Annotated in this window: 16 protein-coding genes and 1 pseudogene; 10 read left to right on the plus strand and 7 right to left on the minus strand. The window is 74.8% G+C overall.

Annotated elements, in window-relative coordinates:
* Positions 1–127 precede the first annotated feature (127 nt).
* Together ACWDR0_RS01405 and ACWDR0_RS01410 are read left to right on the plus strand one after the other, a co-directional pair.
* On the plus strand, positions 128–1,054 hold the full coding sequence (locus ACWDR0_RS01405) for a hypothetical protein (RefSeq protein ID WP_456349662.1): 927 nt from the start codon (positions 128–130) through the stop codon (positions 1,052–1,054).
* 23 nt (positions 1,055–1,077) lie between these two features.
* Positions 1,078–1,791 carry an ankyrin repeat domain-containing protein gene (locus ACWDR0_RS01410; RefSeq protein WP_456349529.1) on the plus strand — a complete coding sequence of 238 codons (714 nt, stop codon included), beginning with the start codon at positions 1,078–1,080 and terminating at the stop codon, positions 1,789–1,791.
* On the opposite strand, the gene ACWDR0_RS01415 is transcribed toward ACWDR0_RS01410, so the two are convergent.
* Positions 1,788–2,000, minus strand: coding sequence for a hypothetical protein (locus ACWDR0_RS01415; RefSeq protein WP_456349530.1), 213 nt, complete (start codon positions 1,998–2,000; stop codon positions 1,788–1,790). The two genes, ACWDR0_RS01410 and ACWDR0_RS01415, sit on opposite strands and share 4 nt — an antisense overlap.
* A gap of 113 nt (positions 2,001–2,113) precedes the next feature.
* Between ACWDR0_RS01415 and ACWDR0_RS01420 the strand changes: the two genes are divergently transcribed.
* Positions 2,114–2,881 carry an XRE family transcriptional regulator gene (locus ACWDR0_RS01420; protein ID WP_456349531.1) on the plus strand — a complete coding sequence of 256 codons (768 nt, stop codon included), beginning with the start codon at positions 2,114–2,116 and terminating at the stop codon, positions 2,879–2,881.
* Positions 2,882–2,885: 4 nt separating this feature from the next.
* Here ACWDR0_RS01420 and ACWDR0_RS01425 read toward each other — a convergent pair whose 3' ends face one another.
* Positions 2,886–3,767, minus strand: coding sequence for an SDR family oxidoreductase (locus ACWDR0_RS01425; RefSeq protein WP_456349532.1), 882 nt, complete (start codon positions 3,765–3,767; stop codon positions 2,886–2,888).
* A 1-nt stretch (position 3,768) separates the two neighbouring features.
* Positions 3,769–4,527, minus strand: a complete 759-nt coding sequence (locus tag ACWDR0_RS01430; RefSeq protein WP_456349533.1) for an SDR family oxidoreductase — start codon at positions 4,525–4,527, stop codon at positions 3,769–3,771.
* 56 nt (positions 4,528–4,583) lie between these two features.
* Here ACWDR0_RS01430 and ACWDR0_RS01435 point away from each other — a divergent pair, with 56 nt between their 5' ends.
* From ACWDR0_RS01435 to ACWDR0_RS01455, 5 genes and pseudogenes are all read left to right on the plus strand, one after another.
* Positions 4,584–5,357, plus strand: coding sequence for an enoyl-CoA hydratase family protein (locus ACWDR0_RS01435; RefSeq protein WP_456349534.1), 774 nt, complete (start codon positions 4,584–4,586; stop codon positions 5,355–5,357).
* Complete coding sequence (locus ACWDR0_RS01440; RefSeq protein ID WP_456349535.1) at positions 5,354–6,193, plus strand: CoA transferase subunit A; 840 nt, start codon at positions 5,354–5,356, stop codon at positions 6,191–6,193. Before ACWDR0_RS01435 ends, ACWDR0_RS01440 begins: the two co-directional genes overlap by 4 nt.
* Positions 6,190–6,939 (plus strand): CoA-transferase subunit beta, encoded by a 750-nt coding sequence (locus ACWDR0_RS01445; protein WP_456349536.1) that lies wholly within the window; start codon positions 6,190–6,192, stop codon positions 6,937–6,939. The genes ACWDR0_RS01440 and ACWDR0_RS01445 overlap by 4 nt, the downstream gene beginning before the upstream one ends.
* 111 nt (positions 6,940–7,050) lie before the next feature.
* Positions 7,051–8,100: an NAD(P)H-dependent flavin oxidoreductase gene (locus tag ACWDR0_RS01450; RefSeq protein ID WP_456349663.1), complete on the plus strand. Its 1,050-nt coding sequence runs from the start codon at positions 7,051–7,053 to the stop codon at positions 8,098–8,100.
* A gap of 9 nt (positions 8,101–8,109) precedes the next feature.
* A pseudogene (locus tag ACWDR0_RS01455) lies at positions 8,110–8,223 on the plus strand (type II toxin-antitoxin system RelE family toxin); the annotation flags it as partial.
* Positions 8,224–8,260: 37 nt separating this feature from the next.
* Here ACWDR0_RS01455 and ACWDR0_RS01460 read toward each other — a convergent pair.
* The 4 genes from ACWDR0_RS01460 to ACWDR0_RS01475 all read right to left on the minus strand — a co-directional run bounded on the left by ACWDR0_RS01460 (position 8,261) and on the right by ACWDR0_RS01475 (position 11,679).
* Complete coding sequence (locus ACWDR0_RS01460) at positions 8,261–8,659, minus strand: hypothetical protein (RefSeq protein WP_456349537.1); 399 nt, start codon at positions 8,657–8,659, stop codon at positions 8,261–8,263.
* Positions 8,660–8,768: 109 nt separating this feature from the next.
* A complete protein-coding gene (locus ACWDR0_RS01465) occupies positions 8,769–9,926 on the minus strand; it encodes an acetyl-CoA C-acetyltransferase (RefSeq protein WP_456349538.1) in 1,158 nt (385 codons plus the stop codon).
* 36 nt (positions 9,927–9,962) lie between these two features.
* Positions 9,963–10,565 (minus strand): TetR/AcrR family transcriptional regulator, encoded by a 603-nt coding sequence (locus tag ACWDR0_RS01470; RefSeq protein ID WP_456349664.1) that lies wholly within the window; start codon positions 10,563–10,565, stop codon positions 9,963–9,965.
* A gap of 328 nt (positions 10,566–10,893) precedes the next feature.
* On the minus strand, positions 10,894–11,679 hold the full coding sequence (locus tag ACWDR0_RS01475; protein ID WP_456349665.1) for an SDR family oxidoreductase: 786 nt from the start codon (positions 11,677–11,679) through the stop codon (positions 10,894–10,896).
* Positions 11,680–11,780: 101 nt separating this feature from the next.
* Between ACWDR0_RS01475 and ACWDR0_RS01480 the strand changes: the two genes are divergently transcribed.
* Both ACWDR0_RS01480 and ACWDR0_RS01485 read left to right on the plus strand, forming a co-directional pair.
* A complete protein-coding gene (locus ACWDR0_RS01480; RefSeq protein WP_456349666.1) occupies positions 11,781–12,923 on the plus strand; it encodes an acyl-CoA dehydrogenase family protein in 1,143 nt (380 codons plus the stop codon).
* Positions 12,923–13,921 (plus strand): acyl-CoA dehydrogenase family protein, encoded by a 999-nt coding sequence (locus ACWDR0_RS01485; protein ID WP_456349539.1) that lies wholly within the window; start codon positions 12,923–12,925, stop codon positions 13,919–13,921. Before ACWDR0_RS01480 ends, ACWDR0_RS01485 begins: the two co-directional genes overlap by 1 nt.
* Positions 13,922–14,086: the final 165 nt, after the last annotated feature.

Below are 14,086 nucleotides of genomic sequence, written 5' to 3' on the forward strand. Positions count from 1 at the left end.
CGTACGACACCGGGCCCGGCGGGGCGGAGACCGGCCGCCGGGCCGGTGCACGGCGCGAGGCCGCCCGGGGCCGCGCCGTACAGTGGATTGCGGGCGTCCCGGCGTCGTACAGGGGGTACGGAACGTGGTGACGAGGAACGGCCCGGGCAGCAGGGGCGGGGGCACCGACGCGGTACTCCGCGGGTTCCCCCATCTCGACACCGTGCGCGCGGCGATCACCGCGCTGCACCGCAGACTCTCCCCCGAGGCCCTGGCGCGCTACGCCCCCAGCGTGCTCCCGGCGGACGTCGCCTTCTCCCCCGCCGAGGACCTCCATCCGGGGGCCCAGCGGATCGCCCGGGCCCTGGTACGGCATCTGCACCTCCCGGACGCCCGGATGATCATCAGCTTCCGCGAGATGGAGTTCGCGGCCAGCGTGGAACTCACCGCGGGCCCGGAGTACTTCATCGAGCTGAACAACCGTTTCCGCGACCACCGCCGGGACGTCGGCGCGGCGCTGGCCCACGAGATCACCCATGTGCTGCTGCACCGGCTGGGGCTGGCCTTCCCGGACACCGGGGACAACGAGATCCTCACGGACACCGTGACCACCTATCTGGGCGCGGGCTGGCTGCTGCTGGACGCGTTCCGCGAGGACGCGGTGTCCCGGCAGAAACTCGGCTATCTCACCCCGGAGGAGTTCGGGTACGTCCTCGCCAAACGGGCCGCGGTCTTCGACGAGGACCCGTCGCCGTGGTTCACCTCCCCGCAGGGCTACACGGCCTGGACCCGCGGCCGGGACCAGGCGCGGCGCGACGTCCGCAGACCCCCGCTGTCCGCCGCGGGTCTGCTCGGCCGCCGCCGCTACGCGCGGGACCGGCAGTTCGCGCGCGACCACCCGCCGTCCGGGGCGGGGGCCGGGTCCGGCGCGTACGCCTTCGAGCATGCGGCGGACGGCGGGATGCGGGTCTCCTTCCCCTGCCCCACCTGCCATCAGCGCATCCGGCTGCCGGTCGGCGGCCGGGTCCGGGCGCGCTGCGGGCTCTGCCGGACGATTCTCGAATGCGACACCTGACGCCGGTCTCGTAGCCTCGGCGCATGACGGAACTGATCACGGCGGTGTACGGGGGCGATTCCGGCGAGGTCGCCCGGCTGCTGGCGGCGGGGGCGGCGGCCGAGGCCACCGACGAGGACGGCACGACCGCGCTGTATCTGGCGGCCGTATTCGACGGCGGCACCGGGCTCGTCCGGCAGCTGCTGGCGGCGGGCGCCGATCCGGACCGGCCGAGCGGTGACGGCGAACTCCCGCTCTGCGGCGCGGCCGTCCATGGATTCGCCGAGGTGGTGCGGGCCCTGCTGGCGGCGGGCGCGGACCCGGACCGCGCCGAACCGTGGGGTTCCACCCCGCTGTCCTGGGCGGTCCGCAACGGCCACGCCCCCGTGGTCCGGATCCTGCTGGAACACGGGGCCGACCCGTCCCGGTCCGTCCCCGACGGCGGCCTCCCCCTGGTCGCCGCGGCCGCCCGCGGCTCGATCCCCACCGTCCGCGCCCTCCTCGACCACGCCGCCCCGGGCCGCCCGGCGGCCCTCGCCGAGGCCCGCGCCCGCCGCGACCGCGACCTGACGGCGGAACTGCGCACCGCACTCGCCGGCCGTTACGAGGGCCCGGTGGAGACGACGGTCCGCCGGGAACCGGCAGAGCACGGCGAGACGGTGGTGGTGGAGGTCCTCCGGGACGGCGTCCCGATCGCGGGCGACGAGTACGAGACGGGCCACGCGGAGATCGCGGCCCTGCTGGAGGCGGCGGTCTAGCGGTCCGGCCGGGTGGCGCAGCGGGGGCAGCGGCACGGCGGCCAGGCATGGGTGAGGAGCAGCGTGGCCGGTCTCTCGTCGCCCGCCCGGACGGTCTCCCAGGGGCCCCAGGTGCGGCCCGAGTCACGGGAGACCCGGATCCGGAACGGAGAGGGTTCGGGGAGTCCCGGCATCGTACGAGCGGTGGCGGGCTCGTCGTTCTGGCTCATGACGGCAGCCTGGACCACCCTTCCGGACGTATCCCCTCTCGTTCCGGGGACGTCCGGGCCCTGCCCGGCTAGGTTCGGAAACGGCCCAAAAGGCTTCCGACAGGGGGTTGACGGTGAACACCGCTCTGCAGTCGGCGATGCGTGACGCGGGCCTCTCCCCGCGGCAGTTGGCACTCCGGGCGGGGGTATCCCCGAAGCAGGTGGAACGATGGCTGGGGAATGCCGAGCTGATCCCGCACGCGAGAAATCGCGCGGACGCCTGCCGAGCGTTGGGAGTGGACGAGACGATGGTGTGGCCGAAGGCAGTTCAGGATCGTGTGAAGACCGGTTCCGACCGGGAGCTGGTCCACACCTACCCCTACCGGTCCGCATGTCCGTCGACGGTCTGGGCCGAGCTGGTCGAGGCGGCGACCGGTGATCTCTTCCTCGGCGGCTACACCAACTACTTCTTCTGGACGCAGGTGCCGCACTTCGCGGACACCGTGCGCCGCAAGGCGGATGCCGGATGCCGCGTCCGGTTCCTGGTCGGTGATCCGGACGGCGAGGTGACCCGGCAGCGCGAGACCGTCGAGGACGTGGCGCTCTCCGTCTCGACGCGGATCCGGACCACCCTGGAGCATCTGGACCGCATCGGCCCGGTCGCCGGTCTGGAGACCCGGGTGTCCGCGCCCCTGGACGCCGTCAGCCATGTGGGGCTGTCCGTCTTCCGTTTCGACGCCGAAGCGCTGGTCACTCCGCATCTGGCCCGGCTGGTGGGCCATGACTCGCCGCTGCTGCACCTGCGCCGCCGCAGCGGCGGCGGTATGTTCGACCGCTTCACCGAGCACGCCGAGGAGCTGTGGGAGCGCGCGGAGCCCCGGGCGCCGCAAGCGCGCGGCTGAGCGCTCACCCCGCCCCGTACACCGCCCCCGGTGCCTCCGCCGTCGACAACAGGGTGCGGAGGGTGCGGCCCGCGGCGGACGGGGTGCGGCGGGTGGGGGTCATGGAGGTGGGGCCCGGGTGCCAGCCGTTCATCACGGTCAGGCGGCCCGCCTCCGCTTCGAGGATCCGGCCCGTGACGCCCGTGCTCTCCGCCGAGCCGAGCCAGACCACCAGCGGCGATACGTCCTCCGGCAGGGCGGTCAGGTCCGCAAAGGCCGTCTCCGTCATGCGGGTGCGGGCGGCGGGCGCGATCGCGTTGACCAGGACGCCGTAGCGGGCCAGTTCGGCCGCCGCGACCAGGGTCAGACCGACGATGCCCGCCTTGGCCGCCGCGTAGTTCGCCTGGCCGACGCTGCCCAGCAGCCCCGCGCCCGAGGTGGTGTTGACCACCCGCGCCTCGGCGGGGCGGCCCGCTTTGGCCTCGGCGCGCCAGTGGGCCGCCGCCGCGCGCAGCGGCAGGAAATGGCCCTTGAGATGGACCCGTACCACCGCGTCGAAGTCGTCCTCGGTGAGATTGACCAGCATCCGGTCCCGGACGAACCCCGCGTTGTTGACCAGGGTGTCGAGCCGTCCGTAGCGGTCCAGCGCGGTCGCGATCAGGGAGGCGGCACCCTCGGCGGTGGCGATGTCGCCGCCGTGCGGGACTGCGGACCCGCCGCCCGCACGGATCTCGGCGACCACGTCCGCGGCCGGGCCGGCCGAGGCGCCCGCGCCGTCGGGGCCCGCGCCCAGGTCGTTGACCACGACCTTCGCCCCCTCGGCGGCAAAGGCGAGCGCATGGGCCCGGCCCAGTCCCCGGCCCGCTCCGGTCACCACCACGACCCGGCCCGTGCAGATGCCCGTCATCTCATGTCCCCTTCGTCCGGTCGACGGTGGCGGCGGTCAGGAACGCCGGGCGTTCGCCGCCGCCGTGGACGTGCAGCGACGCCCCGCTGATGTACGCCGCCCGGTCCGACGCCAGGAACACCGCCGCCTCCCCCACGTCGGCGGGTTCCGCGAGCCGCCCCAGCGGGACCGTGCGGCCCACCGCGGCGATGCCCCGCTCGTCGCCGTAGTGGAGGGCCGACAGTTCGGTTCTGACCATCCCGAGGACCAGGGTGTTCACTCGTACCTCCGGCGCCCATTCGACCGCCATCGACCGGGCCAGGCTCGCCAGACCCGCCTTCGCCGCCCCGTAGGCCGCCGAACCCGGCGACGGCCGGTCCCCGCTGACGCTGCCGATCATCAGCACCGAGCCCCCGGCCGCCCGCAGCGGCCCGTACGCCGCGAGGCTCGCGGTCAGCGGGGCCGTGAGATTGAGGTCGAGGACCCGGGCGTGCCGGGCCGCCCCGCCCTCGGCGAGCGGCCGGTACGGGGTGCCGCCCGCGTTGTTGACCAGAGTGTCGAGCCGTCCGTACCGCCGTACGACCCCGGCGAAGAACTCCTCCACCGCGGCCGCGTCCCGCAGGTCGAGGGGGAGGAAGAGCGCGCCGTCCACCGGGGTTTCGGGCGGCCGCCGGGCACAGACCACCACCGCGGAGCCCGCCCGCAGGAAGGCCCGGGCGATGCCCGCGCCCACTCCGCGGGTGCCGCCGGTGACCACCGTGACCCTCCCGTCCAGCCGCATCCGCTGCTACCTTCCTGACCTAACAAACGTTTGGTGGAAAGGTAGCTGATCCTGTCATGGGTGTCTCCACCACGGACCGGACGACGGACCCGGCCGACGGCGTACGCGTTGTCACGGCCGCCTATCCGCCCGTCAACGCCCTGCCCGTACAGGGCTGGTACGACCTGGCCCGCGCGGTCCGCGCCGCCGGGCGCGATCCCGGAGTGCGCTGCGTGGTGCTGGCCGCCGAGGGCCGCGGCTTCAACGCGGGCGTCGACATCAGGGAGTTGCAGCGCGACGGGCGCGACGGCGGCCCCCGGACCGCACTGCTCGGCGCCAACCGGGGCTGCGCGGAGGCGTTCGCCGCGGTGTACGAGTGCGAGGTGCCGGTCGTCGCCGCGGTCGGCGGCCACTGTCTGGGCGGCGGCGTCGGGCTGGCCGGCAACGCGGACGCCATCGTCGCCGCCGACGACGCCTTCTTCGGCCTTCCCGAGCTGGACCGGGGCGCCCTGGGCGCCGCGACCCATCTGGCCCGGCTGGTGCCGCCGCATCTGATGCGCGCCCTCTACTACACCTCGGCCACCGTCACCGCCGGGGAGCTGCACCGCCACGGCTCGGTCTGGCGGGTCGTCCCGCGCGGGGAACTGGCCGCCGCGGCCCTGGAGCTGGCGGTGGACATCGCCCGTAAGGACGCCGCCCTGATCCGGCTCGCGAAGGCCGCCATCAACGGCATCGACCCGGTCGACGTACGCCGCAGCTACCGCTTCGAGCAGGGCTTCACCTTCGAGGCGGCGCTGAGCGGCGCCGGGGACCGGGTCCGCGACACCTTCGGGAAGGACGGCGGGGCATGAGCGACAAGGTGATGTCGGCCGACGACGCGATCCGCGGGCTGCGCAGCGGAATGACCGTCGGGATCGGCGGCTGGGGCGCGCGCCGCAAGCCGATGGCGTTGGTCCGGGCGCTGCTGCGGTCGGAGGTGACCGATCTGACGGTGGTCTCGTACGGCGGCCCCGATGTGGGCCTGCTGGCGGCCGCGGGCCGGATCCGGAAGCTGGTGACCGCGTTCGTCACGCTGGACTCGGTGCCCCTGGAACCCCACTACCGGGCCGCCCGGGAGAGCGGCGGCCTCGCGCTGACGGAGATCGACGAGGCGATGTTCCTCTGGGGGCTGACGGCCGCGGCCAACCGGCTGCCGTTCCTGCCGCTGCGGGCCGGACTCGGTTCGGATGTGCTGCGGGTCAATCCGGAGCTGCGGACGGTCCGTTCCCCGTACCCGGACGGTGAGGAGTTCGTCGCGGTGCCCGCGCTGCGGATGGACGCGGCCCTGGTCCACCTCGACCACGCCGACCGGCGGGGCAACGCCTGCTATCTGGGCCCCGACCCGTACTTCGACGATCTGTTCTGCGAGGCCGCGGAGACCGCCTACGTCTCCTGCGAGAGCCTGGTGGACGGCTTCGCCGGGATCCCGCCGCAGCGGCTGCTGGTCTCCCGGCACACGGTCACCGGTGTGGTGGAGGCCCCGAACGGCGCGCACTTCACGTCCTGCGCCCCCGGCTACGACCGCGACGAGGCGTTTCTGCGGATGTACGCCACCACGCCCTGGGAGGAGTTCGCCGGACGGTTCCTCGACGGGGACGAGAAGGCGTACCGGGCGGCCGTCGAGGCGTGGCGGGAGGAGTCGCGATGAGCGGTACGGGGGCGGTGACCCGGGCCGAGTACTGCGTCGTCGCCTGCGCGGAGGCATGGCGGGACGGCGGCGAGGTGCTGGCGAGCCCCATGGGGCTGGTCCCCTCCCTCGGGGCCCGGCTGGCCCGGCTCACCTTCGCGCCGGACCTGCTGCTGACGGACGGGGAGGCGCTGCTGGTCGGGCCGGACGGGGAGCCCGAGGGCTGGCTGCCGTACCGCCGCCATCTGACGATGGTCACCGGCGGGCGGCGGCACGTGATGATGGGCGCGAGCCAGCTCGACCGGCACGGCAACCAGAACATCTCCTGCATCGGGGAGTGGGAGCGGCCGGACCGGCAGTTGCTCGGGGTACGGGGAGCGCCGGTGAACAGCATCAACCACCCGGTCAGCTACTGGGTGCCCCGGCATGCCCGGCGGGTGTTCGTCGAGCGGGTCGACCTGGTGTGCGGGGTGGGATACGACCGGGTCGCGGCGGCCGGGCCGAGTGCGGCCCGCTTCCACCGGATCCCGCGGGTCGTGTCCGACCTCGGGGTGTTCGACTTCGCCACCCCCGACCGGTCGATGCGGCTGGTGTCGGTGCACCCGGGTGTGCCGGTGGCGGCGGTACGGGAGGCCACCGGCTTTCCGCTGGCGGTCCCGGCGGACGGTGTCCCGGAGACCCGGGAGCCGACGCCCGGGGAGCTGCGGCTGATCCGGGAGCGGCTGGACCCGGCGGGGCGTCGGGAGCGCGAGGTGCCGGACGGATGACGGGCGCGGTGGCCGGGGAGGCGGGCGGATGACGGGCGCGGTGGCCGGGGAGGCGGGGCGTGAGATGGGCCCGGCGGTCACGGAGACGGACGTATGACGGGCGCGGTGGTCATGGAGACCGCGTTCACCCGGCTGACGGGCGTGCGTCATCCGGTGGTCCAGCCGGGGATGGGCTGGGTCGCCGGGCCGCGGCTGGTGTCGGCCGCGGCGAACGCGGGCGCGCTGGGGATCCTCGGCTCGGCCACGATGTCGCCCGGCGGCCTGCGGGCGGCGGTCCGGGAGGTGCGGACGCGGACGGACGCGCCGTTCGGGGTGAATCTGCGCGCGGACGCGGCGGACGCCCGGGAGCGGGTGCGGATCCTGGTCGACGAGGGGGTACGGGTGGCCTCCTTCGCCCTGGCGCCGTCGCGGGACCTGATCGCCGAACTCAAGGACGCGGGCGTGGTGGTGATCCCGTCGGTGGGGGCCCGCCGCCATGCGGAGAAGGTGGCGGAGTGGGGCGCGGACGCGGTGATCGTGCAGGGTGGCGAGGGCGGCGGGCATACCGGGGAGGTCGCCACGACCGTGCTGGTGCCGCAGATCGTGGACGCGGTGGGGATCCCGGTGGTCGCCGCGGGGGGTTTCCGCGACGGCCGGGGGCTGGTGGCGGCGCTGGCGCTGGGCGCGGCCGGGATCGCGATGGGCACCCGGTTCCTGCTGACGTCGGACTCGACGGTGCCGGCGGCGGTGAAGGCGCGCTATCTGGCGGCGGAGGTGCGGGACGTGACGGTCACCCGGGCGGTGGACGGGCTGCCGCACCGGATGCTCCGCACCCCCCTGGTCGAGTCGCTGGAACGGCACGGCCGGGCGCGGACCCTGTCCCGGGCGGTTCGCCACGCGGCGGCGTTCCGGCGGCTGTCGGGGCTCTCCTGGCGGACGATGGTCCGCGACGGACGGGCCCTGCGGCACGGCCGGGAGCTGTCCTGGAGCCAGGTCCTGATGGCCGCGAACACTCCGGTGCTGCTGCGGGCGGCGATGGTGGAGGGGCGGACCGATCTGGGGGTGATGGCGGCGGGCCAGGTGGCCGGGGTGATCGGCGACCTGCCGAGCTGCGCGGAGCTGGTGGACCGGGTGATGGCGGAGGCGGCGGGGGTGGTGCGGGGGCTGGCGGGGGAGGCGTGACACGACAGCCTCTACCGCCTGAGGGTCGGCGACTACCGCGTCGCCTACACCGTCGACGACGGGGAACTCGTCGTCCTGCTGGTCGAGGTCGGTCACCGGCGCGACGTGTACCGGATGCTCTGAGCGCACTCACCCCGGGCCCACGGCCTCCGGCCGGGGGTCAGGCCGTGGCGGCCCGCGGTACGGGGACGAGGGCGAGGAGCGTCGCCACCCGGATGATGATCCCGCCGAGGACGACATCGCGCCAGGAGTCGGCGGTCAGCCCTATGCCCATCTGCTCTCCGATCCAGATGATCAGCCAGAGCTGGAGGATCTCCTGGACGATCCCCACCAGGCCGAGCGCCAGCACGGCGCCGGGCGGGGCGCCGCGCAGGGAGCTGGGATAGACATGGATGAACTGGTTGAGGATGGCCAGCCACAGGCCCGGGAGCAGTACGGACAGAAAGACGATGCCGTGCTGCCGGATGTCGAGGCCGGGCAGGACGGCGACGGCGAGGGCGGTTCCCAGCAGGGTGCCGCCGATTCTCAGGACGCGGTGCCGGTGAGCAGTATCAGCCATGACAGGAAGGATCACACACCGCAGAGCGTGTGAACATACCTAACAGGCAATTTCCTTGTGGACGGATGAAGTTCGGGACGGCGGGCGCCGTCGGGCGGAGAAGTGCCGGTCACAGCCGTTCGATGATGGTCACATTCGCCTGCCCGCCGCCTTCGCACATCGTCTGGAGGCCGAAGCGGCCGCCCGTGCGCTCCAGTTCGTGCAGCAGGGTCGTCATCAGCCGTGCCCCGGTCGCGCCCAGCGGATGGCCGAGGGCTATCGCGCCGCCGTTGACATTGACCCGGGCCGGATCCGCCCCGGTCTCCTTCAGCCAGGCCAGGACGACCGGCGCGAACGCCTCGTTGATCTCGATCAGGTCGATGTCACCGAGGGAGAGGCCGGTCTTCTTCAGGGCGTACGCCGTGGCCGGGATGGGTGCGGCGAGCATCCGGATCGGGTCGTCGCCGCGGGCCGACAGATGGTGGATCCGGGCGCGCGGGGTCAGTCCGTGGTCGCGGAGCGCGCGTTCGCCGGCCAGCAGCAGGGCGGCGGCGGCGTCGGAGAGCTGGGAGGAGCAGGCGGCGGTGATGGTGCCGCCCGGGACCACCGGTTCGAGGGCGGCCATCCGCTCCGGGGTGGTGTCGCGGCGGGGGCCCTCGTCCGTGGTGACGGTGCCGTACGGGACGGTCTCCCGGGCGAACCGGCCCTCGTCGACGGCCCGGACCGCCCGCTCGTGGGAGCGGAGCGCGTACTCCTCCTGGTCGCGGCGGGTGATGCCCCAGCGGCGGGCGATCAGTTCGGCGCCGTGGAACTGGTCGACGGGCGCGTCGCCGTACCGGGCCCGCCAGCCCTCGCTGCCCGCGAAGGGGCCGCCGGTGAGCCCGAGGGGTTCGGCGGCCTGCCGGGAGGCGTATGCGATGGGGACCATGGACATGTTCTGGACGCCGCCCGCGACGACCAGGTCCTGGGTGCCGGAGAGGACCGCCTGGGCGGCGAAGTGCACCGCCTGCTGGGAGGAGCCGCACTGGCGGTCGACGGTGACCCCGGGCACCTCCTCGGGGAGTCCGGCCGCCAGCCAGGCCGTCCGGGCGATATCACCGGCCTGCGGGCCGACGGCGTCCAGACAGCCGAAGACGACGTCGTCGACGGCCGCCGGATCGATCCCGGAGCGCCGGACGAGGGCGGTCAGGACATGGGCGCCCAGGTCCGCGGGGTGGACCGCGGCCAGTCCGCCGCGGCGCCTGCCGACAGGGGTGCGTACCGCTTCGACGACATAGGCCTCGGCCATCCCGGTCCTCCCTCTCGCGGCCGTCCCCGGCCGCGGCTACGGTGGCCCGCCGCCCTCGGCGGCGGCGATTCCGTCCAGCACCATCGACAGGTACTGGCGGGCGATCTCCTCGGGGCTGTGCCGGCCCCCCGGCCGGTACCAGGACGCGGCGACCCAGACGGTGTCGCGCAGGAAGCGGTACGCCAGCCGGATGTCGAGGTCCGCCCGGAAGACCCCGTCGGCGACGCCGCGCTCCAGGGTCCCCACCCACAGGTCCTCGAACCTGCGGCGCGATGCGCCGAGGTAGCCGAACCGCGGCAGGTCCGTGAGGTGCGGGGCCTCCCGCTGGTAGATCGCGACGGCGGCACGGTGCCGGTCGATCTCCCGGAAGGACTCGGTGACCAGGGCCTCGACGGTCTCGCGGGGGCCGAGCCCGGCGGCCAGCACCGCGTCGTACCCGGCCCAGAGTTCGTTCAGGAAGGCCGAGAGGATCTCGTCGAGCATCGACTCCTTGGAGTCGAAGTGGTAGTAGAGGCTGCCCGCGAGCAGGCCCGCCTCGTCCGCGATCCGGCGGACGGTGGTGGCGTTGTAGCCCTGGGCCGCGAAGACCTCGGCGGCCACGGCGAGGAGTTCGCCGCGGCGTTCGGGGGCGGCGTTCACCCGGGCCTTCTCCGTGGTCCCCGGCTTCGTCCGGGCCCGGCCCGCGGTCCCCTTGCCCGGCGCGGCCCCGGCGGGCTCGGCGGCCCCGGCGGCTCCCGCAGTTCCGGCCACGGCTCCGGCCTCGGTTCCGGCCTCGGTTGCGCCCGTGGCTCCGCCCGATCTCGTGGTCCCCGTGATCCCCGCGGCCCCCGCGGTCCCCGTCGTTCTGTTCGTGTTCGGCACGGCCCCATTGTCCGCCCCCCGCCCGGCGGCCGTCCGCGCCGGGCCCCGCGCCCGGGGGAACCGGGTGCCCCGTACTCCCCCGCCCCGCCCGGGGCGCCACCGGCGCTCATGCCCGCCTGCTGCTGACCGGTACGACCTCGCCCGTCATATAGGAGGAGTAGTCGCCCGCGAGGAAGACGATCACATTGGCGACCTCCCAGGGCTCGGCGTACCGGCCGAACGCCTCGCCCGCGGTCAGCTCCGCCAGCAGCTCCGCGGAGGTGACCTTCACCAGATGGGGATGCATGGCGAGGCTGGGCGCGACCGCGTTGACCCGGACCCCGTACGCCGCCGCCTCCAGCGCCGCGCACCGGGTCAGGGCCATCACACCGGCCTTCGCCGCCGCGTAGTGGGCCTGGCCGGCCTGTGCGCGCCAGCCGACGACGGAGGCGTTGTTGACGATCACGCCGCCGCGGCCGCTGTCGCGGAAGGCCCGCAGGGCGGCACGGGTGCAACGGAACGTGCCGTTCAGAGTGGTGTCGAGGACCCGGTCCCACTGCTCGTCGGCCATATCGACCAGGGCGGCGGTGCCCCCGAGCCCGGCGTTGTTGACGACGACGTCGGGGCCGCCGTGCTCCTCGGCGAGCCGCGCGAAGAGCGCCCGTACCTGTTCCTCGTCGGTGACGTCGCAGGGCTGGGCGGCCACCGCGTCCGGGCCGAACTCGTCGGCGAGCGCGGCCCGGGACTCGGCCAGCCGCCGCCGGTGGGCGTCGCTGAGCAGCACCCGGGCGCCCTCCTCCAGAAACCGGCGGGCGGTGGCGCCGCCGATCCCGGCCCCGGCGGCCGCGGTCACCAGGGCGGTACGGCCGCGGAGCAGCCCGTGGCCCGGCACATAGGCGGGCGGCTCGCCCAGCGGCCCCCTGCCGCCGGCCGGCCCGGGCCCGGTGTCCCTGTCGCTCTCCACCCCGGCACGTTAACCTACCAAACACTTGTTAGGGAAGGACGGGTGTGCCGATGGACCTGCACCACTCCCCGGAGGACGAGGCGTTCCGGGCCGAGGCCCGGAGCTGGCTGGCGGCCCATGTGCCCCGTACTCCCCTGCCGTCCCTGGAGACCCGGGAAGGGTTTGCCGCCCACCGCGCCTGGGAGGCGGAGTTGGCGGCCGGCCGCTGGTCCGCGGTCTCCTGGCCCGCCCGGTACGGCGGCCGGGACGCGGATCTGGTGCGCTGGCTGGTCTTCGAGGAGGAGTACTGGTCGGCGGGGGCCCCGGGCCGGGTCTCGCAGAACGGGATCAGTCTGCTCGCGCCCACCCTGCTGGACCACGGCACGGAGGAGCAGCGGGCCAGGGTCCTGCCCCCGATGGCCCGCGGCGAAGTGGTCTGGGCGCAGGCGTGGTCGGAGCCGGAGGCCGGGTCGGATCTGGCGGCGCTGCGCTCCCGGGCGGTCCGGACCTCCGGCGGCTGGCTGCTGACCGGGCAGAAGGCCTGGTCGTCGCGGGCGGCCTTCGCGGACCGGGCGTTCGGGGTGTTCCGCAGCGATCCGGACGCGCCGCGCCGGCACGACGGGCTGGTCTATCTGATGTTCGGCCTGTCGGCGCCGGGTGTGACGGTACGGCCCGTGGCGCGGCTCGACGGCAAACCGGCGTTCGCCGAGATCTTCCTGGACGAGGTGTTCGTCCCGGACGGGGATGTGATCGGGGAGCCGGGGCAGGGCTGGCGGATCGCGATGTCGGCGACGGGCAACGAACGGGGGCTGACCCTGCGCTCCCCGGGCCGTTTCCTGGCCGCCGCGGAACGGCTCGTACGGCAGTGGCGGGCCGCCGGGTCGCCGCAGGGAAGCCTGCGGGACCGGGTCGCGGACGCGGTGATCGGGGCGCGGGCCTACCAGCTGGCCACCTGGGAGGCGGCGGCCCGGTGCGCGGCGGGCGGCCGGCTCGGCGCGGAGTCCAGCCTGAACAAGGTCTTCTGGTCGGAGTACGACATCGCGCTCCACGAGACGGCGCTGGACCTGCTGGGCGGGGAGGGGGAGTTCGCGGATACGGAGTGGGCCGAGGGGCATCTGTTCGCGCTCGCCGGGCCGGTCTACGCGGGCACCAACGAAATCCAGCGGGACATCGTCGCCGAGAAGCTGCTCGGCCTGCCGAAGGGGCGCCGCTGATGCGTTTCGCGCCGGACGCGGAGCAGCGGGCCTTCGGTCGGTCGCTGGACGCCCTGCTGACCGCGGCCGCCGTGCCGTCGGCGGCCCGGGCCTGGGCGGCGGGGAATCCGGCGCCGGGCCGGGCGCTGCTGGCGCGGGTGGCGGAGGCGGGGGTGGTCGGTCTGGCGGTGCCGGAGGAGTACGGGGGGACGGGGCGGCTGCCGGTCGAACTGGCCGTGGCGCTGGTGCAGCTGGGGCGGCACGCGGTGCCGGGGCCGGTGGTGGAGACGGTGGCGGCGGCATCGCTGCTGGCGGCGCTGGCGGCCGGACGGCCTGGTTCGGGCGCGGCCCGGCTGGTCCCGGCGCTGGTGCGCGGAGAGGTGCTGGCCTCGCTGGTGGCCCCGGGCGGGGGGCCGTACGCGCTGGACGCGGACGCCGCGGAGGTGCTGGTCGTGGTGGACCCGGTGGCGGCGGAGGTGCGGATCGCGCCGGGCCACGGTCCGGTCCGGGTCGCCACCGATCCGGTCCGGCGGCTCGCGCTGCCGGACGCCGGGGGCGAGGTGCTGGCCCGGGGTCCGGGCGCGGTGGCGGCGGGAGTGCGGGCCGGCGGGCTGGCCCGGCTGCTGACGGCGGCGCAGTGTCTGGGCACCGGTCAGGCGCTGCTGGACCGTACGGTCGGCCATGTCGGGCAGCGGGTGCAGTTCGGTGTGCCGGTGGGCGGCTTCCAGGCGGTCAAGCACCGGCTGGCGGACACCATGATCGGGCTGGAGTTCGCCCGGCCGCTGGTCTTCGGGGCGGCGGTGACCCTGGACGTCCGGGATATCGCGGCGGCCAAGGCGGCGGCGGGCCGCGCGGGTTACGCGGCCGCCCGCACGGCCCTCCAGCTCCATGGCGCGATCGGTTACACGGAGGAGTTCGACCTGGCGCTCTGGCTCCGCCGGGCCCGGCCGCTGCGCGACGCCTGGGGCACTCCGGCGGAGTGCCGGGAGGCGGTTCTGGCGGGGGCGCCGGGGGGATGACGGCCGGATCCGCCCCGTCGCCGCCCCTGTCAGGTGGGGCCGTCGGGTGCGGGCGCGTGTTCCGTACCGTCTCGCCGGGTACGGCGGCACGCCTCGCACCGCCCCTGTCAGGTGCGGCCGTGCGTCCTGCCCCATGTCGTCGGATACGGCCGTCCCGTGCCGTCG

The organism is Streptomyces sp. NPDC003691 (genome assembly GCF_053981115.1).

Bases quoted from the DNA above. Each gene is read 5' to 3' on its own strand.
- ACWDR0_RS01410 (WP_456349529.1), top strand. From the start codon at position 1,078: ATGACGGAACTGATCACGGCGGTGTACGGGGGCGATTCCGGCGAGGTC.
- ACWDR0_RS01415 (WP_456349530.1), bottom strand. From the start codon at position 2,000: ATGAGCCAGAACGACGAGCCCGCCACCGCTCGTACGATGCCGGGACTC.
- ACWDR0_RS01425 (WP_456349532.1), bottom strand. From the start codon at position 3,767: ATGACGGGCATCTGCACGGGCCGGGTCGTGGTGGTGACCGGAGCGGGC.
- ACWDR0_RS01430 (WP_456349533.1), bottom strand. From the start codon at position 4,527: ATGCGGCTGGACGGGAGGGTCACGGTGGTCACCGGCGGCACCCGCGGA.
- ACWDR0_RS01435 (WP_456349534.1), top strand. From the start codon at position 4,584: ATGGGTGTCTCCACCACGGACCGGACGACGGACCCGGCCGACGGCGTA.
- ACWDR0_RS01440 (WP_456349535.1), top strand. From the start codon at position 5,354: ATGAGCGACAAGGTGATGTCGGCCGACGACGCGATCCGCGGGCTGCGC.
- ACWDR0_RS01445 (WP_456349536.1), top strand. From the start codon at position 6,190: ATGAGCGGTACGGGGGCGGTGACCCGGGCCGAGTACTGCGTCGTCGCC.
- ACWDR0_RS01450 (WP_456349663.1), top strand. From the start codon at position 7,051: ATGGAGACCGCGTTCACCCGGCTGACGGGCGTGCGTCATCCGGTGGTC.
- ACWDR0_RS01460 (WP_456349537.1), bottom strand. From the start codon at position 8,659: ATGGCTGATACTGCTCACCGGCACCGCGTCCTGAGAATCGGCGGCACC.
- ACWDR0_RS01465 (WP_456349538.1), bottom strand. From the start codon at position 9,926: ATGGCCGAGGCCTATGTCGTCGAAGCGGTACGCACCCCTGTCGGCAGG.
- ACWDR0_RS01480 (WP_456349666.1), top strand. From the start codon at position 11,781: ATGGACCTGCACCACTCCCCGGAGGACGAGGCGTTCCGGGCCGAGGCC.
- ACWDR0_RS01485 (WP_456349539.1), top strand. From the start codon at position 12,923: ATGCGTTTCGCGCCGGACGCGGAGCAGCGGGCCTTCGGTCGGTCGCTG.